Source organism: Microtetraspora sp. AC03309, assembly GCF_020826795.1.
Taxonomy (GTDB): Bacteria; Actinomycetota; Actinomycetes; order Streptosporangiales; family Streptosporangiaceae; genus Microtetraspora; species Microtetraspora glauca.
Genome location: NZ_JADDIL010000004.1, coordinates 108,061 through 129,385 on the forward strand (window position 1 = coordinate 108,061; position 21,325 = coordinate 129,385).

General features: G+C 71.3%; 21 protein-coding genes. 6 read left to right on the forward strand and 15 right to left on the reverse strand.

The window, feature by feature from the left end; genetic code table 11:
* Positions 1-47 precede the first annotated feature (47 nt).
* Positions 48-2,990, reverse strand: a complete 2,943-nt coding sequence (locus IMZ11_RS03620; RefSeq protein WP_228637473.1) for a DUF4153 domain-containing protein — start codon at positions 2,988-2,990, stop codon at positions 48-50.
* Positions 2,987-3,676 carry a response regulator transcription factor gene (locus IMZ11_RS03625; RefSeq protein WP_228637474.1) on the reverse strand — a complete coding sequence of 230 codons (690 nt, stop codon included), beginning with the start codon at positions 3,674-3,676 and terminating at the stop codon, positions 2,987-2,989. Before IMZ11_RS03625 ends, IMZ11_RS03620 begins: the two co-directional genes overlap by 4 nt.
* Positions 3,677-3,761: 85 nt before the next feature.
* Here IMZ11_RS03625 and IMZ11_RS03630 point away from each other — a divergent pair, with 85 nt between their 5' ends.
* The 3 genes from IMZ11_RS03630 to IMZ11_RS03640 all read left to right on the forward strand — a co-directional run bounded on the left by IMZ11_RS03630 (position 3,762) and on the right by IMZ11_RS03640 (position 5,530).
* Positions 3,762-4,613: an arylamine N-acetyltransferase gene (locus IMZ11_RS03630; protein ID WP_228637475.1), complete on the forward strand. Its 852-nt coding sequence runs from the start codon at positions 3,762-3,764 to the stop codon at positions 4,611-4,613.
* Positions 4,614-4,668: 55 nt separating this feature from the next.
* Complete coding sequence (locus IMZ11_RS03635) at positions 4,669-5,259, forward strand: hemerythrin domain-containing protein (protein ID WP_228637476.1); 591 nt, start codon at positions 4,669-4,671, stop codon at positions 5,257-5,259.
* Between the two features lie 79 nt (positions 5,260-5,338).
* Positions 5,339-5,530 (forward strand): hypothetical protein, encoded by a 192-nt coding sequence (locus IMZ11_RS03640; protein WP_228637477.1) that lies wholly within the window; start codon positions 5,339-5,341, stop codon positions 5,528-5,530.
* A 95-nt stretch (positions 5,531-5,625) separates the two neighbouring features.
* Here IMZ11_RS03640 and IMZ11_RS03645 read toward each other — a convergent pair whose 3' ends face one another.
* Positions 5,626-5,943: a DUF3817 domain-containing protein gene (locus IMZ11_RS03645; protein WP_228637478.1), complete on the reverse strand. Its 318-nt coding sequence runs from the start codon at positions 5,941-5,943 to the stop codon at positions 5,626-5,628.
* A 32-nt stretch (positions 5,944-5,975) separates the two neighbouring features.
* Complete coding sequence (locus IMZ11_RS03650) at positions 5,976-6,812, reverse strand: SURF1 family protein (RefSeq protein WP_228637479.1); 837 nt, start codon at positions 6,810-6,812, stop codon at positions 5,976-5,978.
* Positions 6,813-6,956: 144 nt separating this feature from the next.
* Here IMZ11_RS03650 and IMZ11_RS03655 point away from each other — a divergent pair, with 144 nt between their 5' ends.
* Positions 6,957-7,130, forward strand: a complete 174-nt coding sequence (locus tag IMZ11_RS03655) for a hypothetical protein (RefSeq protein WP_228637480.1) — start codon at positions 6,957-6,959, stop codon at positions 7,128-7,130.
* Between the two features lie 179 nt (positions 7,131-7,309).
* On the opposite strand, the gene IMZ11_RS03660 is transcribed toward IMZ11_RS03655, so the two are convergent.
* On the reverse strand, positions 7,310-7,588 hold the full coding sequence (locus IMZ11_RS03660) for a hypothetical protein (protein ID WP_228637481.1): 279 nt from the start codon (positions 7,586-7,588) through the stop codon (positions 7,310-7,312).
* Positions 7,589-8,014: 426 nt separating this feature from the next.
* On the opposite strand from IMZ11_RS03660, the gene IMZ11_RS03665 reads away from it, so the two are divergent.
* Positions 8,015-9,454, forward strand: coding sequence for an NAD(P)/FAD-dependent oxidoreductase (locus IMZ11_RS03665; protein WP_228637482.1), 1,440 nt, complete (start codon positions 8,015-8,017; stop codon positions 9,452-9,454).
* A 31-nt stretch (positions 9,455-9,485) separates the two neighbouring features.
* On the opposite strand, the gene IMZ11_RS03670 is transcribed toward IMZ11_RS03665, so the two are convergent.
* The 9 genes from IMZ11_RS03670 to IMZ11_RS03710 all read right to left on the reverse strand — a co-directional run bounded on the left by IMZ11_RS03670 (position 9,486) and on the right by IMZ11_RS03710 (position 18,234).
* Positions 9,486-9,836 (reverse strand): cupin domain-containing protein, encoded by a 351-nt coding sequence (locus IMZ11_RS03670; protein WP_228637483.1) that lies wholly within the window; start codon positions 9,834-9,836, stop codon positions 9,486-9,488.
* Between the two features lie 46 nt (positions 9,837-9,882).
* Positions 9,883-11,259, reverse strand: a complete 1,377-nt coding sequence (locus tag IMZ11_RS03675; protein ID WP_228637484.1) for an FAD-binding oxidoreductase — start codon at positions 11,257-11,259, stop codon at positions 9,883-9,885.
* Complete coding sequence (locus IMZ11_RS03680) at positions 11,256-12,404, reverse strand: ABC transporter ATP-binding protein (protein WP_228637485.1); 1,149 nt, start codon at positions 12,402-12,404, stop codon at positions 11,256-11,258. Before IMZ11_RS03680 ends, IMZ11_RS03675 begins: the two co-directional genes overlap by 4 nt.
* The gene (locus IMZ11_RS03685; RefSeq protein WP_228637486.1) at positions 12,394-13,188 is read right to left on the reverse strand and encodes an ABC transporter permease; all 795 of its coding nucleotides are present in this window, start codon (positions 13,186-13,188) and stop codon (positions 12,394-12,396) included. The genes IMZ11_RS03680 and IMZ11_RS03685 overlap by 11 nt, the downstream gene beginning before the upstream one ends.
* Entirely contained in the window at positions 13,185-14,090 is a 906-nt protein-coding gene (locus IMZ11_RS46065) for an ABC transporter permease (RefSeq protein ID WP_228637487.1), read from the reverse strand. The genes IMZ11_RS03685 and IMZ11_RS46065 overlap by 4 nt, the downstream gene beginning before the upstream one ends.
* On the reverse strand, positions 14,075-15,163 hold the full coding sequence (locus tag IMZ11_RS03695; RefSeq protein WP_228637488.1) for an ABC transporter substrate-binding protein: 1,089 nt from the start codon (positions 15,161-15,163) through the stop codon (positions 14,075-14,077). Before IMZ11_RS03695 ends, IMZ11_RS46065 begins: the two co-directional genes overlap by 16 nt.
* Positions 15,164-15,271: 108 nt before the next feature.
* Complete coding sequence (locus IMZ11_RS03700) at positions 15,272-16,711, reverse strand: 2Fe-2S iron-sulfur cluster-binding protein (RefSeq protein WP_228637489.1); 1,440 nt, start codon at positions 16,709-16,711, stop codon at positions 15,272-15,274.
* Complete coding sequence (locus IMZ11_RS03705) at positions 16,708-17,904, reverse strand: FAD-binding oxidoreductase (protein WP_228637490.1); 1,197 nt, start codon at positions 17,902-17,904, stop codon at positions 16,708-16,710. Before IMZ11_RS03705 ends, IMZ11_RS03700 begins: the two co-directional genes overlap by 4 nt.
* Positions 17,905-17,907: 3 nt before the next feature.
* A complete protein-coding gene (locus IMZ11_RS03710; RefSeq protein WP_228637491.1) occupies positions 17,908-18,234 on the reverse strand; it encodes a (2Fe-2S)-binding protein in 327 nt (108 codons plus the stop codon).
* Between the two features lie 214 nt (positions 18,235-18,448).
* On the opposite strand from IMZ11_RS03710, the gene IMZ11_RS03715 reads away from it, so the two are divergent.
* Positions 18,449-19,099 carry a TetR/AcrR family transcriptional regulator gene (locus tag IMZ11_RS03715; RefSeq protein ID WP_228637492.1) on the forward strand — a complete coding sequence of 217 codons (651 nt, stop codon included), beginning with the start codon at positions 18,449-18,451 and terminating at the stop codon, positions 19,097-19,099.
* A gap of 3 nt (positions 19,100-19,102) precedes the next feature.
* Here the strand turns inward: IMZ11_RS03715 and IMZ11_RS03720 are convergent, their stop codons facing one another.
* Positions 19,103-20,377, reverse strand: a complete 1,275-nt coding sequence (locus IMZ11_RS03720; protein ID WP_228637493.1) for an MFS transporter — start codon at positions 20,375-20,377, stop codon at positions 19,103-19,105.
* Positions 20,378-21,325 lie beyond the last annotated feature (948 nt).

Consider the following 21,325-nt stretch of genomic DNA (forward strand, 5'->3'; position numbering starts at 1 on the left):
AGAAACCAGCCGTTATCGCCGATATCGGCACCTGCGACGGGAAGCAGCTATCCCCGGAATCGGGACGGGGGACCCGGACACTCGGCGTCCTTCTGGACCGGGTGGCGACGGAGCACGTCACGGGCGCGTTCCCTGGCCAGGTTCCAGCCGTTCCAGGGGTCGGGCCGTTCCAGGCCGTTCGCGACGACCACGTCTCGCAGCACGCAACTTCTGACCGGCTCGGGCAGCCGGTCCAGGGCGGGTACGGCCTCGGCGCTGAGCCCGGCCAGATAGTCGTGGTCCAGCCGGTTCACCCCGCGTACGGAAAGCTGGGTCTCGGCCACCCGCGCCTCCGGGTTCCACACGGCGAAGGCCAGCAGCGAAAGACCCGTGACCAGCACCAGCGTCCGGGAGAACCACGTCGTCCCGCGGCGCGCCAGCCGTACCGCGCCCGCCACGAGAACGAGAACGAACACCGCGGCCAGCCACCAGAGCGTGGCCTCGACGATGCCACGCAGCCGGGACAGGCCGTACGCCCCGGTGTACAGGTCCAGGCGGTGCAGTGCCGAGGCGAGGATGACCAGCGTGAACGCGCACAGAGGTCCGAGCAGCCCCGCGAGGAGCCAGCGGTCGGCCGCCCCCCTGAGCTGGAGGAGGACGACGGCGGCACCGACGACGCCCAGCACGAAGACGCTCACCGTGACCAGCTCGAAGAAGCCCGACCGCGCGTACTCGGCATAGGTCAGCCCGGCCGTCGAGAGAACCCGGCGGCTCCCTCCGAACAGCACGGTGATCTGCACCGTGACGAACGACGCGAACAGCAGGTCGAGCCCGGCCAGCGGGACCACCCACACCATGCGGCTGACCGGGGCCCGCAGGTTGGGCGGCTCGGGCTCGACGACGGGCCGCAGGCCGACCAGGACGGACGCGACCACGAGCAGGCCGAACACCCCGAAGAGGAACGTCCGGTACGGCAGCTCCGCCGTCCATCCGGGTGCCTGGAGCAGGTCCCGCGCGAAGGCCGAGAAGACCGCGTCGGCCGAGCTGAACAGCAGCCCGAACACCCCGAGAAGCACCACCGTGATGCCGGCGCTCCCCAGGGCGGGGAGCAGCCACCTGCCTTTGAACAACCGTTTCGTCGGCGCGGAGATGAACCAGGGCAGAGGCGGCAGGGCGAGGACGACGGACAAGCCGCCCCTGATCACTCCGAGCCAGCCCGTACCGGCGCCGGACACTCCGAGAGCGGCGATTCCGAACGCCGCCAGCAGCAACGGCGTCACCAGCCAGTCGGCGTCCCGGAAGATCGCCACCGACACGAGAGCGTAGGCGAGGAGGGCCAGCCCCACCGTCCAGGGGGTGATCCGCCGCCACCCGACCGACAGCAGCACGATCAGCGCGGCGACGCCCATGGCCGCCGCCGTCAGCGCGACCCCCAACCCCACCGACGCGTACGGCATGGCGATCGCGGCGACCAGACCGCCCATCGCCGCCGCCGGCAACATCCATCGCGGGGCCTCCGGCAGGTCGGGCCGGGGGAACAACGACGGAGGCACGTACGCGGGCGGAGCGGGCGGCCCCTGGGGGGCCGAGGGCACGGGCGGTGGCGCCGCGGGATCCGGTACCGGCGAAACCGGCCCTGACGATGCGGCTACCGAAGGAACCGGATCGGAAGGAACCGGCTCCGAGGAGTCCGAAGGCGAGGGCGCCGGCGACGGAATCGGCGGCTCCGGCTCCGAAGCCGCTGAAGCGGCGGCCATCCCCGGTGACGGCACTACCGGCTCCCCCGCCTCTGCCGAGGGTGAGACTCGCTCAGACGATGCGGCGGGCGCGGTTTCGGCGGGCACGGGCACGGGCGTGGGCGCAGAAGGCGCAGCCGGCGTCGCTTCCGACGCTCCTTCGGGTTCCGGCGTCGAATCCGCCGCCGCCCTGACGGGAGGAACCACCGACGGCGTCCGCGGCGGAAGGTCCGAACGCACCGCCCCGGACGGCTCCGGCGCGGACGCTCCGGCCGCTTTCCGTACGACCGCGCGGCCGGGCAGGTGGATGACCATGTGGCAGCCGGGGCGGTCGGCGATGCGGATCAGGCCGCCGTGCAGTTCGACGATCTCCTTGGCGATGGCCAGCCCGAGCCCCGCGCCGCCCGCGTCGGCGGCCCGGCCCGCGTCCAGCCGGGAGAAGCGCTCGAAGACCCGCGCGCGCTCGGACGGCGGGATGCCGGGGCCGCCGTCGACGACCGCGATCTCGACGTCGGCCCCCGACACCCGCGCCGACAGCCGTACCGTCCCGCCGGGCGGGCTGTGCCGTACGGCGTTGTCGAGCAGGTTGGCCAGCACCTGGGCCAGGAGGCCGGGGTCGGCGACCAGCGCCGTACCCGGCCGCACCCTGCTCTCGACCGTGACGTCGTCACGAGCCAGCGCGGCCTCGCCCGCGGCCTGGCGGCACATCGACACCATGTCGAGCGTCTCGGCCTCGATCAACCGGGCGCCGGAGTCGAGCCGCGACAGGTCGAGAAGCTGGGCGACCAGGCGGCCCAGCCGCTGCGTCTGGGCCAGAGCGGTGCCCAGCGTGTCGACGTCGGGCGTCGACACGCCGTCCACGACGTTCTCCAGTACGGCCTGCAGTCCGGTGATCGGGGTGCGCAGTTCGTGGCTCACGTTGGCGACGAGCTCACGCCGTTGCCGGTCCACCTCGCCCAGGTCCGCGGCCATCGCGTTGAACGCCCGGGCGAGCTCGCCCACCTCGTCCCTGGACGTGGCCGAGACGCGCATGCCGTACCGGCCCTTGGCGATCGTCTGCGCGGCGGCGGCCATCTCGCGGAGCGGCTTGGTCATCCCCCGGGCGAGCAACTGGACCATGATCAGCGCGAGCACGACCGCGATGGCGATCCGGATGTTCCGCGTCAACCCGGAGTTGATGCCGACCTCGTTCACCACGAAGGCCGCGACCACGGCGAGCACGATCACGATGCCGAGCTTGACCTTGATCCGGCCGAGGAAGTCGAGGGGCCTCATGATCGGACCAGCGCGTACCCGACGCCGTGGACCGTGCGGACCACCTGGGAGCCGAGTTTGCGGCGCAGGGCCCGGACATGGCTGTCCACGGTCCGCGTGGCGGCGGCCTCCGAGAAGCCCCAGATGTCCGACAGAAGCCGCTCCCGCTCGAATACCTGGCCGGGGCGTTCCGCGAGCCTTCTGAGCAGGTCGAACTCGGTCCTGGTGAGCTGCGCCTCGGTCCCGCGCACGAACACCCGCCGCTCTGCCGTGTTGATCTCCACCTCGCCCACCCGGATCACCGCGTCCTCGTGCGCGAGAGCCGCGGCCCGCTCCACCCGGCGGAGCAGCGCGTGGATCCGCGCGACCAGCTCCCGCATGCTGAACGGCTTGGCGATGTAGTCGTCCGCGCCGACGCCGAGGCCGACCAGGACGTCGGTCTCCTCGCCGAGCGCGGTCAGCATGAGGACGGGGACCGGCCGCGCCGCCTGGATGCGACGGCACACCTCGAGGCCGTCCACGCCGGGGAGCAGGCGGTCGAGGACCACCACGTCCGGCTCGGCCTTGGCGTACGCGATCAGGGCGGCCTCACCGTCGTGGACGACGCGCACGTCGAAACCCTCGGCGACCAGCCGGTTCCGTACGGCTGTCGCGATCGTCTCGTCGTCCTCGACCACGAGGACCCGCCGATGTTGTGGAGAAGCCATGTCGGCAGCCTAGAACCGCCGTGTGCAGAGAGATCGTGTTCACATGTGCAGATCCGGTGCAGTACCCCCGTAGTACCTTGAGCTGGTGATTGACCGATATCTCCGGCGGCTGGGGTTGAGCGAGGGGCCACCCAGCGTCGAGGCCCTCTTCCGGCTGCAGAGCGCCCACGTCGAGCGGGTGGCGTACGAGAACCTGGAGATCTGGCTGGACCGCCCGACGACGGTGGATCCTGCCGAGTCGGTCCGGCGGATCGCCTCAGGCCGGGGCGGTTACTGCTTCCACCTCAACGGCGCCTTCTCCGTGCTGCTCAAGGAGCTGGGATACCAGGTCACGCGGCACTTCGGCGGCGTGCAGAACTCGCCGGACAACCCGCCGGGCGCCGACGGCAACCACCTCGTGCTCATGGTCTCCGGGCTGCCGTCCGACGGCAATCCGGACGGGCGGTGGTTCGTGGACGCCGGGCTCGGCGACGCGATCCACGAGCCGCTCCCACTGATGGAGGGCGCCTACGCGCAGGGCCCGTTCCGGTACGGCCTGCGCCGGTCGGAGGCGGAGCCGGGCGGCTGGCGGTTCGATCACGACCCCCGCGGCGGCTTCGCCGGTATGGACTTCCGGCCGGAACCGACCGGGATGGACGCGTTCGCCGCGAAGCACGAATACCTGTCCACGTCCCCGGAGTCCGGCTTCGTCCAGGTGGCGGCGATCCAGCGGCGCGACGTCACCGGCCTCGACAAGCTGACCGGGCTGGTCCTGAAGCGGATCGGCGCGGGGCCCGAGTCCTCGACGACGCTCGACCGGCCGGAGGACTACTTCGGGGCGCTGGCCGACGTTTTCGGTCTCACGCTCGACGACGTGACCGCTCCGGAGAGGGAGAAGCTGTGGCAGCGCCTGTACGGCGCGCACGAGCGGTGGATGGGCCGCAATGATCTCTCCTGAATGGGTTTCGGCTGGTAGGTAAGGGTAGGCCAGACAGAACCCGGAAGGAGGAGCTATGGACCGCCAGACAACGCCGGAGACGATGCGTGAGAACGACGTCATCGACCTGCTATTGCGGCAGCACAGCCTCATCAGGGATCTGTTCGACGAGGTCGACAGGAGCCAGGGCGACGCCCGCACGGAAGCCTTCAGCCGGCTGCTGCGCCTGCTGGCCGTACATGAGACGGCCGAAGAGGAGATCGTGCACCCCTTCGCCCGGCACAAGCTCGTCAACGGCGACACGATCATCGACAGCCGGCTGCACGAGGAGCGCGAGGCCAAGGAGTTGCTGTCCCAGATGGACGGCATGGACACCTCCACCACCGAGTTCTCCCGCCGGTTGGAGATCCTGCGGGCCTCGGTGTTCGCGCACGCCGCGGCCGAGGAACGCTACGAGTTCGCCGAGCTGAGGGCGTCGACGAGCCAGGCCGAGCGGCGCGCACTGGCCGTCGGGGTCAAGGCGGCGGAGGCGCTGGCGCCCACCCACCCGCACGCCGGGGTCGAGTCGGGTGCGGCGAACCTGCTGCTCGGACCGCCCGTGGCGATCATGGATCGGGCGCGGGACGTGATCCGCAAGGCGATGGGCAAGAAGACCGGCGGCGAGTAGCCCGGCGGGCACCGCCAGGAACTCGGCCGCGCCCGTGGACGTTGTCACTGGCGACACTCTGGACGGAAAGGCCCGGACAATGTCTCCACTCGGGAAGTACTACATCGGCGCGGCTGCGGTTTCCGTGCTCTCGCTCTGGCTGCTGCCGGGCCTGATCGCCTGGCTCGTCGTGCTCGGAGTCCTCGGCGCACCGGTCGTCGCCTACTTCATGCTCGACGAGTCCCAGCGGAAGCGGCTGCGCCGGATCAGAGGCCGCCAGATCGGGCGCTGAACTCCGCTGAGGCCGCACACCACCTGGTAGCGACCGACTGGCATCGACGCAGTGGCGCCCGTGACCGTCGAGGTCACGGGCGCCGTCGTTCTCGGTCAGGCCGTGGCGGCAGCCGCCTTGATCTGGCGGTTCACCCGCTCGGTGACGTTCTTCTCGACGACGAACGACAGGAACGGGATGGTGCCCGCGATCAGCACCAGCAGCAGGTACTTCACCGGCCAGCGCGTCTTGAGTCCCAGGTTGAGCGCGGCCAGCAGGTAGATCATGTACAGGAAGCCGTGGACCGGCCCCACGACGGCGACGAGGGAGCCGTTGTCGAATCCGTACTTCACCACCATGGCGACACAGAGCAGGAGCAGCATCACGCCGACGATGTAGGCCATGACACGGTACGGCTTGAGCGCTGATTCCACGACGATCATTACCTCTGCTGGGAAACCTGTTGTCACACGATATCCGCGATGGGGGCCGGTCCTTCCGCCGGTCCACCCCTCGTACCACCCGCTGATCCCGCTGATCCACTGGCGGGCCGCTCCCCGCGCGATTCGCGTACGGCGTCACGGACGAAGTGGAACCACATGAACACCGCGAAGATCGCGAAGATCCACCACTGGGCGGCGTAGGCCAGGTTGCGCCAGGTGAGCCCGCTTCCGACGGTCGGGGCGGGCACCGCGACCGACGTGGCGCCCGACGGCGTGTCCTGGGCGGTGGCCACGACGAACCCGCTGCGCAGCTTGCCGTCCGTCCACAGGTTGATCAGCTCACTGGTGGACACGGTCGCGACCTGGCCGGCGGGCAACGCTCCCGTCCGTTGCACGGCGTCCGTCTGCTCGGCCGGCCGCAGCCGCCCGGTCACCGTCACCGTCCCCGTGGGTACGGCCAGCGCGGGATCGCTCGCCGAGGGAACCCAGCCCCTCACGATGGGGATGATCGTCCCGTCCGTCAGCCGCATCGGCGTGAGGATCCAGAAGCCCCGCCCGCTCGCGACCCGCCCGCCCGGCGCCGAGACGTCGGCCTCGCGGTCGGCGACAAGGAGCTGGCCCTGCGCGTCGAAGGTGCCCTGCGCCGTGACCTGGCGCCCCGCCACGTCCGATTCCGTGTGCCCGCCGAGCGCGGCGAGCTCGGTGACGGCGACCGGCGCCGGGTCGGCGACCGCCTTGGGCATGCCGGACTCCTCGAACTCACCGAGCTGCCAGCGCCCGAGGAAGAAGAAGGAGACCAGCACTCCGACTGCCAGCAGGTGAAGGGCCACCAGCCGAGGAGAGAACAGGGTACGGAGCATGGCTAACACGCTATCCGGCACCCGTACCGGTCCGGCACGTGCGGTCAGCCGGTGCGCCGCCGCTCCCTCCGGCCCGTCCACGCTCATCGCGAAATCCGACAAAACGGCGCCGCGACTGCAAAGCCTCTCGATAGAGTGCCCCTCATGTCCGAACCGCAGATTGACCCGGCCGGGAACACGCAGGCGTTCCGTGCGTTCGCCCGCGAGCAGGAAGTCGAAGCCGCCAACGAGCAGCCGTCCCGACTGCCGATCTGGATCGTCGTGGGGGTCGTGGCACTGGTCGCGGTCGCCGTCGTCACGTATCTCCTGATCGCCTGATCTCTGATCTGATCCCGCGCGCCGGCTGAACGTTCTGCCCGGCGGACATCGCCAATACCCGCCGCCGACGACCACGCCCGTCGGCGGTTTCCCCATGCCCTGGCCCGCAGTGCCCGGGTACCTGCTGGTGCACGCCTCCGAATGAACGCGCTACATACAGGGACGCGAGGTTCGGCCCGTCACGGCAGGCCGTACCTGCTCGTGATCGCCCTGGCCTCGTCGAAGGCGGCGAGCGCGAAAGGGCCGGTGGACACGCCCCAATCGGAGCGTTCCGACGTGATGGCCTCGCTGCGCCGCCGCAGGTCGGGACGGCTCGTCTCGATGCAGCTCCGTGCCTCGCGCAGCACGCCCAACCCCGACGTGTCCAGGTCGAGTTGCTGCAGTACCCGGCGGATCACCGGCTCGTTGCGCCCCAGCGTGTTCTCCGCCCGCCCCAGAGCCCGCTCGAAAGCGTCCATCCGCGCCGGATCGATGCCCGAATATCCCTCGCCCGCCCCCGTAGCCCCCGGCGGGGCGGTCCAGATCGGCTTACCACCGGACGCACCCGCGGCATCGCCCGCCTTGTGCTCGGAGGACGGCCGAGGATCGGCCGGCGGATCAGGGGTGGGCCATGAGGGCGATGGACTCCAGCACGGTCGGCGGAACGCGACAACTCCAGCGAAAGATTAATTTCGATCCCCAGGCCCGTAAAGATATCCGTCAGACCGGAGATGTCCCTATCGGTGCGACATAGGTGCGACATAGGTGCGATGTGGCCACGACCGCCTGAACCGGGCTGCCCGCGACCCTCTGGACCAGGTGGCATCCCACCATTAAATTAGACAATTGTTCCAATAATGCGTCGGCTATGTGCCGGCAGGTTTCCGGCAGGGTGAGGAGGCCGCATGGGGATCGCGATCATCGGGGCGGGCTTCGCGGGGCTGTGCATGGCGATCAAGCTCAAGGAAGCGGGCTACCACGACTTCGTGATCCTGGAGAAGGCGGCCGACCTCGGCGGAACCTGGCGCGACAACACCTATCCCGGATGCGCCTGCGACGTCCCCTCGCCCATGTACTCGTTCTCGTTCGAGCTCAACCCCGGATGGTCGCGGATGTTCTCCCCGCAGGAGGAGATCTGGGCGTATATGCGGGCGTGCGCCGACAAGTACGGCGTGACGCCGCATTTCCGGTTCGGCGTGGAGGTCACCGGACTGGAGTACGACGACGACCGGAACCTGTGGCGGGTGTCCACGAGTACGGGAGAGCCGATCACGGCCAACGCCGTCGTCTCCGGAATCGGAGCGCTGCATGTGCCGTCATTTCCCAACATTCCCGGAAAATTCGGGGGCCCGGCCTTCCACTCGGCCCAGTGGGACCACTCCGTCGACCTGACCGGCAAACGGGTGGCGGTGATCGGGACGGGCGCGTCCGCGATCCAGTTCGTCCCCCAGGTGGCGGAGCAGGCCGCCGAACTGCGCCTGTTCCAGCGCACCCCACCGTGGATCCAGCCGAAACCCGACTTCGCCGTCTCCGACCGCGCGAAGAAGGTGCTGCGACTGCCGGGCGCGGCCAGGATGGCCCGCAACTCGATCTACTGGCTGCTGGAGTCGCGCGCGCTGGGCTTCACGATCGACCCCCGGCTGATGAAGGTCCATCGGCGGATGGCCGAACGGCATCTCGCCCGGCAGGTCGCCGATCCCGGGCTCCGTGCCAGGCTGACCCCCGACTACACGATCGGCTGCAAGCGCATCCTGCTGTCCGACGACTACTATCCCGCTCTCACCAGGGACAACGTCGAACTCGTCACGGACGCGATCACGGAGATCCGGGACCGTTCGATCATCGACGCCACGGGCCGCGAGCACGAGGTCGATGTGATCGTCTACGGCACCGGCTTCAAGGTCACCGACGCGCTGAGCGAGCAGCGGATCATCGGCAGGAGCGGCCGGAAGATCCAGGACGCCTGGCAGGACGGCGTCGAGGCCTATCTCGGCATCACCGCCTCCGGCTTCCCGAACCTGTTCTTCCTGCTCGGCCCCAACACCGGCCTGGGCCACAACTCGGTCGTATTCATGATCGAGTCCCAGGTCCGGTACGTCATGGACTGCCTGCGGCTGCTGTCCAGAACCGGTGCGAAGGCGTTGGACGTACGGCCCGAGGTCCAGCGTGCCTACAACGACCGCCTCCAGCGGCGGCTGGACCGCCTGGTGTGGACCGACGGCGGGTGCACGAGCTGGTACCTCGACGAGCACGGCAGGAACCGCGCCATCTGGCCTGGTTTCACCTTCGAGTACTGGACCCGCACCCGCAGGATGCGGCCGAGCGCCTACGAACTGCTCCGCTGAACCACGACCGCGCACACGGAGCGGTGCCGGATCAGAGGCGTGTGGTCACGTAGGTCTTGCGCACGGTCTCGTGGACGTGCCACTCCCCCCGCCATCCCTCGGGCATGACCAGGGTGCTGCCGGGGCCGACCTCCTGGGTCGTGCCGTCCGCGCCGACGATGGTCGCCCGCCCGGAAAGGATCTGGCACACCTCGTGGTAGCCGTCGCGCACGGCGGTGAAGGTGCCGGGGGTGCACTCCCACACCCCGGCGCTGGTCTTACCGTCGGCGGAGGTCCACGCCTTGAGCGACGCCTCCCGCTGCTCCCCGGCGATCGAGGTCGGCTTCGGCGCGTACGGTCCCAGGTCGGCCGTGATCGCGTCCGGCACGACGATGCTCTGCAATGCTCTTCTCCTTGTCGATGAAGCCGCCCGGTCGGATGACCACGGGTCAGTGACGGCGGGCGACCATGTCGGCGACCTTGGCGATGGGCGACGTGGTGGGGCGCCCCTCCACGATCTCGGCCCGGTCGGCGGCGCGGTAGGCCGCGTACATGCCCCGCACGCCGATCCAGCGCAGCGGCTCCGGCTCCCACTTGCGCACCTTCCTGCCGACCCAGGGCAGCCGGGTGAGTTCGGTGTCGGCGCCGAGCACCAGGTCGCGCAGGGTACGGCCGGCGAGGTTCGTGGTCGCCACGCCGTGTCCCACGTACCCGCCGGCCCAGCCGAGACCGGTCCGCTGGTCGAGCACGGCGGTGGAACACCAGTCGCGGGGCACGCCGAGCACGCCGCACCAGGCGTGGTCGACCGCCGCGTCGCGCACCGCCGGGAACAGCCTGACCAGGGCGTCGCGGAGCGCGCGCACCGTGGCGGCGTGCGTGCGCCCGTCGTCGTCCGTCCTGGAGCCGAACCGGTACGGCACGCCGCGCCCGCCGATCGCGATGCGGTCGTCCGCGGTCCGCTGGGCGTAGATGTAGGCGTGCGACATGTCGCCGAGCAGCTCGCGACCCTCCCAGCCGATCTCGTCCCAGACCCGCTCGGGCAGCCGCTCGGTGACGATCAGCGAGGAGTTCATCGGCAGCCAGGTGCGGCGCTCACCGCTGAGCCCGGCGGTGAACCCCTCCGTCGCCCGCAGCACGAACTTCGCCCGGACGGTGCCGTACGGCGTGCGCGCCTCGTGCGGCACGATGTCGGTGACCGGGGTGGACTCGTAGATGCGCACCCCGAGGTCCTCGACGACCTGTGCCAGGCCCTGCACGAGCTTGGCCGGCTGGACCCGGGCGCAGTGGGGGCTGAACGAGGCGCCGAGCGCGCCGTCGACCCGGATCCTGGCCGTGGTCCGCGCGGCGTCGAGCAGTTCCAGGTCGTCGTCGCCCCACGAGCGGGCGGTCCGCACACCCGAGACCAGCCTCGGGAGGTGCGACGGGGCGTGGGCCACCCGCAGGATGCCGCCCTTGACGATGTCGGCGTCGATGCCCTCGGTCCTGGCGACCTGGACGACCTCGTCCACGGTGTCGTTCATGGCCTGCTGGAGGGCGTACACGCCGTCACGGCCGTGGGTCTTGGCGAACCTGCGCGGGGATCCGGCCAGCGCCGCGGTCAGCCAGCCGCCGTTGCGCCCGGACCCGCCGAACCCGGCGAACTTCCGCTCCAGCACGACGATGTCGAGTCCGGGGTCGGCCTTCTTCAGGTAGTAAGCGGCCCACAGCCCTGTGTATCCGGCGCCCACGATGCAGACGTCGGCGGTGATGGAACGCTCCAGCGGTGGGCGCCGGGTGGGGAGCCCGATCTCTCGGTACCAGAACGACACTCCGCCGTTGACGGTCACGTGAAGATCCTTTCAATGGTCGGGTCGTCGGGCAGCAGGACGCCGTCGTCCGGATGCCAGCACAGGGTGGCCCGGTCGCCCACCCGCAGGTCGCTGAGCGCGCCGGCCTGCTCGCGTACGAGGCCGCGAGCGCCGCCGGGCAGGATGACCTCCAGCTTGCGGGCCGCCCCCAGGTAGATCTCCTCCACGACCGTGACGGGGACGGCGTTGGTCCCGGACGGGATTCCTGCCGGGTCGTCAGTGGTGAGGCGCAACCGCTCCGGCCGTACGACCAGGGCGGCCGCGCCGCCTGCGCCGCCTTCGACCCGCCCGGCCGTCCGTACGGCGAAGCCGTCGCCGGCGAGGGTCGATCCGGCGCCGTCGGGGCGTGCCGTACCGCGAAGGATGGTGGACTCGCCGAGGAAGCGGGCCACGAACAGCGTGGCGGGCCGCTCGTAGAGCTCGTGGGCGGTGCCGACCTGCTCGATCTTGGCGTTGTTGAACACCGCGATCCGGTCGGAGAGGATGAGCGCCTCCTCCTGGTCGTGCGTCACGAAGACGAACGTGGACCCGACCTCGCGGTGGATGCGCTTGATCTCCAGCTGGAGGAACTCGCGGAGCTTGCGGTCGAGCGCGCCGAGCGGCTCGTCCATGAGCAGGACGCGCGGGCTGAACACGATCGCCCGAGCCAGGGCGACCCGCTGCTGCTGCCCGCCGGAGAGCTCGCCCGGGTAGCGGGCGGCGTGGTCGGGAAGCTGCACGGTCTCCAGGGCGGCGGCGACCATGCGCTGCCGCTCGGCCTTGGGGATCTTGCGCTGGCGCAGCGGGAAGGCGATGTTCTGCGCGACCGTCATGTGCGGGAACAGCGCGTAGTGCTGGAAGACGACGCCGATGTCCCGCTTGTGCGCGGGGGTGCCGCCCACCGGAAGGTCGTCGATCGCCAGGTCACCGGCCGAGATGTCGGTGAATCCGGCGATCATGTTCAGCGTCGTGGTCTTCCCCGAGCCCGACGGGCCGAGGAAGGTCATGAACTCTCCCGGTTCGACGGTCAGGGTGCAGTCGTCGACGGCGACCGAGGCTCCGAAGCGCTTGGTCATCCCGCGCAGGTCGATGCGGGCTCCCTTGGCTGTCGGCGCGGTTCCGCCTTCGGGCCGGTCAACGGGCACGGTTCCTCCTTGCGGACAGGGCGAGTCCACCGGTGACCAGGACCGTGGTGAGCACCAGGATCATGGTCGCCGCGGCGGCGAGCGTCGGGTCGGTCTCGCGGGTCACGCTCGAATACATCTGCACGGGCAGGGTGACGAGGGTCGGGCTCTGGATGAACAGCGACACCACGACCTCGTCGAACGACGTCACGAAGGCGAACAGCGCGCCCGAGACGACGCCGGGCATGATCAGCGGCAGCGTGACCTGGCGGAACGTCGCCAGGCGGCCGGCGCCGAGGCTGGCCGCCGCGGTCTCCAGGCGTACGTCGAACGTCCCGAGGGCGGCCGACACCGAGGTGACCACGAACGGCAGCGCGAGCACGGTGTGCGCGGCGACGAACCCGGCGAGGGACCCGGCGAGCTGGAACTTCAGGAAGACCGCGTAGACGCCGATCGCGACGATGATCCCGGGGATGATCATCGGGGCCAGCAGGAGCACGTTCGCGACCGCGGCGCCGCGCCTGCTCGCCCAGCGGCTGAGTCCGAAGGCGGCGGCGGTGCCGAGGACGGTCGCCACGACCGCCACCAGCACACCGACCAGCAGCGAGTTCGCCAGCGCCATCATCCATGCGGCGTCGCTGAAGAAGTTGGCGTACCACCGGGTGGACCAGCCGGTCGGCGGGAAGGTCAGCGACACCTTGTCGGTGAAGCTGAGCGGGATCACCACGAGCGTGGGCGCCACCAGCCAGGCGGCGACCAGCACACCGGTGGCCCACAGCGCGACGCGGGCGAGGCGGGCGCTCATCGGGCACCCGCCCGAGTCCGGCGGCCGACCCGCGTGGCCAGGCCGAGCAGCCCCATCAGCAACAGCGTGGTCGCGAAGAGCACGACCGCCATGGCGCCGCCCCTGCCCCACATCAACATGCCGCTGACCTGCGTGTACATGAACTGCGAGATCAGCGCCTCGCTGGGCGACCCGAGCAGCGCCGGGGTGACGTAGAAGCCGAGCGAGGTGATGAACACTATCGTCGATCCGGCCGCGACCCCGGGCAGGGACAGCGGCACGAAGATCCGCGCCAGCGCCACGATCGGGCGGGCGCCGAGGCTCTGGGCCGCGGTGAGGAGCCGCCGGTCGATGCCGCTCATCACCGAGTACAGCGGCAGCACCATGAACGGCATGAGGATCTGCACCATGCCGACGAGCACGCCCACCTGGCTGCGGACGAGGCCGAACGGCCCCACCCCGAACAGCCCGAGGAAACTGTTGATCACCCCGGTGTCCTGCAGCAGCACGAGCCAGGCGAAGGTGCGCACCATCAGGCTGGTCCAGAACGGCAGCATGACGATCAGCAGCAGCGCCGCGCGCGCCCGCGGCGACGCCACGGTCATCAGGTACGCGTAGGGGTAGGCCAGGGCGAGGCAGATGAGCGTCGACCACAGCGCGGTCGAGAACGTCCGGGTCAGCACGGCGACGTTGGCCGACGAGCCGAAGAACCAGCTGAAGTTCTCCATCCCCGGGTTCGGCGTGGTGAACGCGCTGACGAACGTCTGCGCCACCGGATAGACGAACACCGCGAGGAGGACCAGCAGCGCGGGGACGATGAGCAGGAACGGCCAGTGCCTGGCCGGCCACCCCGACCGCCCGGACGGCGCGGGCGCCGTCCGGGCCTGCCCGCCTGGGGCGACGGGGCTCAGGAGAGCAGCCACTGCTGGAACCTGTCGTTGACGGCGTCCCGGTTCTCGCCCCACCACACGTCGTTCACCTTGATCTGGGTGTCGAGGTGGGTCGTGGGCAGGTTGTCCTTGGCCGAGGGGTCGATCTTGTCCTGCGCGCCGACGTTGACCGGGCCGTACGGCAGGTACTTGGTCAGCTCGGCGGTGGGCTCGGCGGAGGTCATGTGCGCGATGAGCTTCATCGCCTCGGCCTTGTTCTTGGTGCCCTTGGGGACGACCCAGTAGGCCTCCTGCGACAACCACGAGTCCCAGGCGATCGTGATGGGGGCGTTGGCCGCGGACTGCAGGGCGCGGGCGATCCAGACCATGCCCATGACCGCCTCACCGCTCTCCAGGTACTGCTGGGCCTGCGCGCCGGTCTCCCACCAGATGAGCTGGTCCTTGATCGTGGCGAGCTTCTTCAGAGCCCGGTCCACGTCGATCGGGTAGAGGTCGGCGGGGGCGACACCGTCGGCCAGCAGGGCCATCTCGAAGATGCCGCCGCCGACCGACTTCCACGCGGTGCGCTTGCCCGGGTACTTCTTGACGTCGAAGAAGTCCACCCACGGCTTGGGCGCGGTGGCACCGGTCTTGTCCGAGCGGTAGGCGAGGACGGTGCCCTCGACGTCGGCGCAGATGCGGTAGGTCTGCGCGTACCCCTCGATGATCGACGCCTTGTCGATGACGGAGTAGTCGATGGGCTCCAGCCACTTGGCGTCGGCGTCGCCGCCGAAGTCGTTGCCGACGACCACGATGTCCCAGGACGGGTTGCCCGACTCGGCCTGCGCCTTGATCTTGGCGTTGTCCGAGGGGCCGTCCTCCTTGATGGTGATGCCGTTCTTCGTGGCGTACGGCCCCCACAGCGCCTTGGCCTGGAACTTCTGGTAGTCGCCGCCGTAGCTGGCGATGGTGAGGGTGGTGCCGCCACCGCCGCCGCCCGAGGACGAGGAGAAGCCGCCGCCGCAGGCGCTGAGAACGCCGGAAGCCGCGAGCAGGCCGAGCCCCTGGCCGCCACGGACGAGCAGGGTCCGGCGGGAGAGCTTCCCGTGCGCGCCGGTGTCACTCACTGGTTCCTCCTGAAGGAGATGGCCGCCCAGCCTGGCCGGGCGAGAGGGGGTATTTCGAAATTTCGGGCCGATCCGAGGAGAGGACTCGGACCACCCTGGAGTGCCGGGTCACGGCGACCACCGGGCCAGGCGGGCGCCTTCCTCGGCGCCCATGTCCAGCGCGGCGGCGGGGTCGGTGACCCCGGCGGCGCCGCCGGCCACGGCCACGCCGCCGGGCAGCCCGCCGTCCCCGGAGGCACCGCCGAACCCGGCGTCGAGTGTGATGTCCCCGTGGTAGAGCCGCTGGAGGAGCAACTCCTCGGCGGGGCGCCGTCCCGCGGAGACCACGACGACGTCGCAGCTCAGCCGCACGATACGCGCCCCGTGACGGTGCTGGACCACCAGGCCGGTCACCCTGCGGCGGCCGAGGGCCTCCCGCACGGTGTGTCCCGTCAGGTGCGGCACCCCCGAGGCCGCGACTCCCGACGGGAAGGACGCCGCGGCGTCCGCCCCCGCCTCCGCCTCGCCTCGGGCGTCGACCAGGGCGACGATCTCGACGCCGACCGCGCGGAGCTGTGCGGCCACCGCGTAGCCGTGGGGGTCGGCGGTCACCACGACGGCACGGTGGCCGGGCCGTACGTGATCGACGTTGATCAGGCGCTGGACCGCGCCGGCCAGCATGACGCCGGGACGGTCGTTGCCGGGGAAGAGCAGTGGCTGGTCGTAGTCGCCGGTCGCGACCAGGAGCCGTTCCGGCCGCAGCGTCAGTACCCCGGCCGGGGTGTGCACCGGCAGCACGCCGCCCTCGTACCAGCCGAGTGCGGTGGATCCGGCGAGCACCTCGATCGACGGGTGGGCCGCCGCTCTGGCCGCCAGCCCGGCGACGAGCGCGAACCCCGGCGTCTGGCCGCCGTCCGGCGTCCTGACCGGGCCCGTCTCCGCGCGCAGCGTCCCGCCCGGCTCCTCGCCCTGGTCCACCAGGACGACCTCCATCCCGGCGTCCGCGGCCGCGAGCGCGGCGGCCAGCCCGGCCGCCCCTCCGCCGACGACGGCCAGCGCGGTCCGCCGGTGGCCCAGGCCGGGCCGCGCGGCACGCGCGATCGCGTCGGGCGTGACCTCGCGCGCGCCGCCCGCGACCAGGCCCATGACGCGCTCGGCCAGGTGGGCGAGGCGGGGCGAGCGGCGGAACAGGCGGAACTGGAAGCCCGCGGGGACGAACGCGGAGAACCGGTCGATCAGGCCGAACAGGTCACGGTCCGCGCTGGGCCAGGAACGTTCGCGCCGCACGGTCTCGCCGCCGCGCAGCGGCGTCGCGCACCCCGGCACGCCGTACTGCCCGTCGATGGTGAGCTGGCAGTTGGGGCACGACGGCGCGCCGCAGGTCAGCCCGATGCCCCTGGGGCGGTGGTACTTGAAGCTGCGCGACAGCACCCGCACCCCGGCGGCGTGCAGGGCGGTCGCCACGGGCTCGCCCTCGTATCCGTGGAGCGTGCGACCCTCGAAGGTGAAGCCGACACGGCGGGCCCGCGCGTACGGCGCGGCCGGGTGGCCGGTGATCCGCAGGTTCACGCGGCGTTCCCTTCCTCCGCGGCGACCACGAGGGCGCCTTCCTCGATGAACCGGCCCTCGTGCAGCCTGGTGACAGAGAAGGGACGGATCAGTTCGGGCATGACGCCGTCGTGGATGCCCCGGGCGAGCAGCGCGCCGGTGGCCGGGGCGCCCATGAAGCCGTAGACCCACCCGCAGGTGAGGTAGAAGCCGCTGACCTCGGGGACCGGCCCGATCACCGGGGACAGGTCCTCGCTCTGGTCGACCAGCCCGGCCCAGTGCCGGAGCAGCCGGACGCCGGCCAGCCGGGGCAGCAGCCGTACGAACTTGGCGGCCATGTCCAGGAGCAGGTCGTAGGTGCCGTTGAGGCTGTCGCTGACGTCGGGCACGGGCAGCTCGGTGCCGCCGACGAACTCGCCCCTCGCGGTCTGGTGGCAGTAGCCGAGCAGGTCCAGGGTGGCGAGCGCGGGCCGCAGGAACGGCGCGACGGACTCGGTGACGATCATCTCCAGGCGGCAGGTGCGCGTGGGGAGGTCGACCCCCGCCATGTCGGCGATCCGCCGGGCGGCCCCGCCCGCGGCGTTCACCACGATCGGCGCGGAGACGGTCCCCTTGTCGGTGCGTACGCCGCGGACCGCTCCTCCGGCGACGTCGACGCCGGTGACGGTCACCCCGGTGTGCAGCTCCACGCCGAGCCGCGCGGCGGCCCTGGCGTAGCCCCAGACGACGGCGTCGTGGTGGGCGAACCCGGCGTGGTCCTGGTAGACGCCGCCGAGCGCCAGGTCGGGGTTGACCTCGGGGGCGATCTTCCGCGCCTCCTCAGCGGTGACGAACTCCGAGCGCAGGCCCAGCTCGGCCTGCCGTACGACGTCGGCCCGGCAGCGCTCGACCTGCTCGGGTGTGGAGGCCAGCACGAGGTAGCCGCTGCCGGAGAACAGCACGTTGAAGTCGAGTTCGGCGGACAGCGTGCGCCAGCGGCGCAGCGACTCGTCGAACAGCCCGCTCCATTCGCGGGAGCCGAACGCCGAGCGGATCATCTCGCCGTTGCGCCCGCTGCCGCCCCCGCCGGGGTAGCTCCGGTCGAGCACGGCGACGTCGCGGACACCGAGCTTGGCCAACTCGTAGGCGAGGGCCAGGCCCTGCACGCCCGCTCCGATGATGACGGCGTCGTACGAGCGGCGCAGCGGGGTCCGGGCGGCTCCGGGGATCGCCATCGCTCAGGCACCCCCCGCCCGCGTCTCGGCCGCCGGTCCCGCGGTCTCGGCCGCGGCGGCGAGCAGGCCGAGCGCGACGGGCCGCAGCGGCGGGCGGGCGGTGGGACGGCGGGTCACGGGCGCGCCGTGCTCGCCGTTCTCGCCGCCCTCGCCGGTCAGCTCGCGCAGCAGCGCCATCACCACGCCGGCGCAGTGCTTGCCCTGGCAGGGGCCCATGAAGGCGGCCGTCGCCCGCTTGAGGGTCTCGGGATGGGTGTAGCCGGCCGCGTGCATCGCGCGGACGTCCTCGACGGTCACGTCATGACAGGGACAGATGATCGTCTTGCCCATCGACCCCCTCCAGATCTGTCGCTCACCGGACCGCTCAACTGCTGCTCAAACGGCCTGTCCGTTAGTACCGCATTATTAGAAGAGGGCTCTCACCTGCTTGTCAATAGGCATTCTGAAGTTCCTTTCAGCCGAGATCCGCAGTTATAGTTCCGTCCAGCGCGACAGACGCGCCACGGTCGCCCGCCGCCCACGGCCGGCGAAGAAGGGGCAACGGGTGGACGCCGCACGGCAGTTACGGACCGACGGTCAACGGGGCCGGATCCTCGCCTCCGTCATCGAGCTGGTCTCCGAGATGGGCTACGAACGCGTACGGCTCCGCGACGTCGCCAAGCACGCCGGGGTGTCCATCGGGACCCTGCAGCACTACTACGAGACCCGTGACGGCCTGATGCTGGCCGCCTTCTCCCACCACACCGGAAAGATCGTCCAGGGGCTGGAGGAGATCGCCTCCCGCCACGCCGAGCCGTGGGACCGCATCCGCGGGCTGGTGGAGTACATCACCCAGCCGCGCGGCTTCCGGAACCGCTGCCTGACCTTCATGGAGATCGCCGCCGCGTCGGCCAGGGACAAGGAGCTCCGGCGCCTCTTCGGCATCCAGTACGACGGCTGGCGGGCCCCGATGAAGGCCGCGATCGAGGAGGGCCTCGCCAGCGGCGCGTTCCGGCTGTCGTCCGACATCGACGAGACCGTGGACCTGATCCTCACCCAGATCGACGGCCTGGAGATCGCGGTGGCGACCCAGGTGGCCGGCCTGACCAGGACGCGCATGCACGACGCCCTGCTCCGCGTGATCTCCGTCCACCTCGGCCTCCCGCCGTACACGCCCGACGCGCCCGCCTCGCCCGGCACGCCCGGCGCGTCCTAACGATCAGGTCCGCGCCGCGGTCAGGTCCTCCTCGCGGGAGCCGTGCGACTCCAGCCGTCGTACGGCGGGCACGGCGAGCACGAACGCCGAGGTGGCGACCTGCCACACGGCGCCGAAGCCCAGGACGGCGGCGACCCCGACGGCCGACGCGACCGGCCCCGCGGCGGCCAGGCCGAGCGGGCCGAGGGCGAACGCGCCCAGCGTGGTGATGGAGGTGACGCGGGCGAGGACCTCGGGCGGCAGATGCCGCTGGTTGGTGGTCGCGTAGAGCACCGCGCAGACGGCGGATCCGACACCCGCCACGAGCGCCGCGCCCGCGACCGGCGTCGTGGGCAGGCCGGCCGCCAGGGCGGCAGAGGGCAACGCCCAGCCGACCGAGGCGACCGTCGCGACCACCAGCGGGCGGCGGGGCGTCCGGCCTCCCATGGAGGCCAGTCCTCCCACCACGGCGCCCGCGCCGTACAGGGTCATCACCAGCCCCCACTCCCGCGCGCCCCCGGGGCGCTGGTGCGCGACCACCGGGCCGAGCACGAGGAACGGCGCCCACACGAGCAGGTTGAACAACGTGAACTGCGCGGTCGTCACCCACAGCCAGGTGTGGGAGCGGAACCGCGCCCAGCCCTGGCGCAGCGCCGCCCACATGGGCGTGGCCTCCGCCCCGGCGACCGGCGCGGCGGACCGGTCCTCGACCCGCAACAACGCGAGGCAGACGGCTCCCACCGCGTACGTGACCGCGTCGAACGCGATGACCACGCCCGAGCCCAGCGTCGCGACGGCGACACCGGCGAGGGCGGGCCCGGCGACCGTCGACGTCGACTGGGCGAGACCAGCCAGCGCGTTGGCGTCGCGCAGCATGTCACCCCGGGCGATCCGCGGGATGAGGGACGCCTGGGCCGGGTTGGAGAACGCCTCGCCCACGCCCCACAGCGCGACCAGTACGACGAACGTCCAGACGCCGGGGCGGCCGAGGAGCAGCGCACCCGCGAGAGCGGCCTGCGTGGCGCAGCGCAGGATCTCGGAGGCCACCATCACGCGCCGCGGCCCGATGCGGTCCGCGACAACTCCGCCGACCAGCAGGAACACCACCATGGGGATGATCCGGGCGGCCATCACGTAGCCGAGCTCCGCCTCGTCTCCGCCGCTGTCGAGCAGGGCGAAGGGCGTCGCCACCGACGCCGTCGCCGAGCCCAGCATCGACACCGCGGCTCCGGCGAAGAACAGCCGGAGGTCACGATCGGCCAGAGCGGCAAGCCGCCGCCGTTTCCATGTCATCACCATGGCCACCAAGGCTGCGCCGCCGCCGGCCACTCCTGCAATCGCCTGACGCAAGAAGGCTGAGTCTCTTTACTGCATGTTCTGCCCGTGCCGGCAGACCCGTTCCGACCTGGTATTTTCCGAGAGAACGGCATCGCGCGGCCCTGTTTTTTACTGCGGTAGGTGTGAACACGACATGACGACACCCCTGGCGCCGGTCGAGTACGCCGTAGCGGTCGACCACTATCTGGCGACCCTGCGGCTCACCGAGGCGTCCCGCCGCGTCTACCGCATCGCCCTGGCGAGCTGGACGTGGCCGCTCGTACGGCGGGCCGCTCCGCCGGGCCGGGCGCGGCGCGGCGCCACCGCTCCGATCGTGCCGCTCGCGCTGTTCGACGCCCCGGACGCCGCGGACCGGCTCGCCGACGCCCTCGCCTGGCGCGCCACCGTCGCCGATCCGCGTACGGTGAGCCGCGAGCTGTCGATCCTGCGCGGCGCGGTCACCTGGTGGCGGACGCGCGGCTGGATCAGCCGCGACCCGCTCGCCCGGCTGCGCCCGCCCGCGACCCCTCGGGCGGCTCCTCTCGGCCTGTCCCCCGAACAGGTCGCCGCGGTCTTCGGCCTCCCTGCCGGCCTGCGCGAGCAGGCGTGCTGGCGCATGATCTACGAGACCACCGCACCCATCGAGCGCCTGCTCGCGCTCAACGTCGACGACCTCGACCTCCTCCGGAGGCGGGTACGCGCGGACCGCGGCGTCCGCTGGGGGGCGGGCGCGGCCCGGTTGCTCGCCCTGCTCCTGGTCGGCAGGAGCGAGGGCCCGGTGTTCCTTGCCCGCAGGCGGGCCTCTCCCGGCACGCCGGTCCGCGACCGCTGCCCGGTGACCGGACGGGGCCGCCTGTCCTACCGGCGCGCGGCCGAGCTGTTCACGGTCGCGACCGGCCCGCTCGACCCGGACGGACACGGCTGGACACT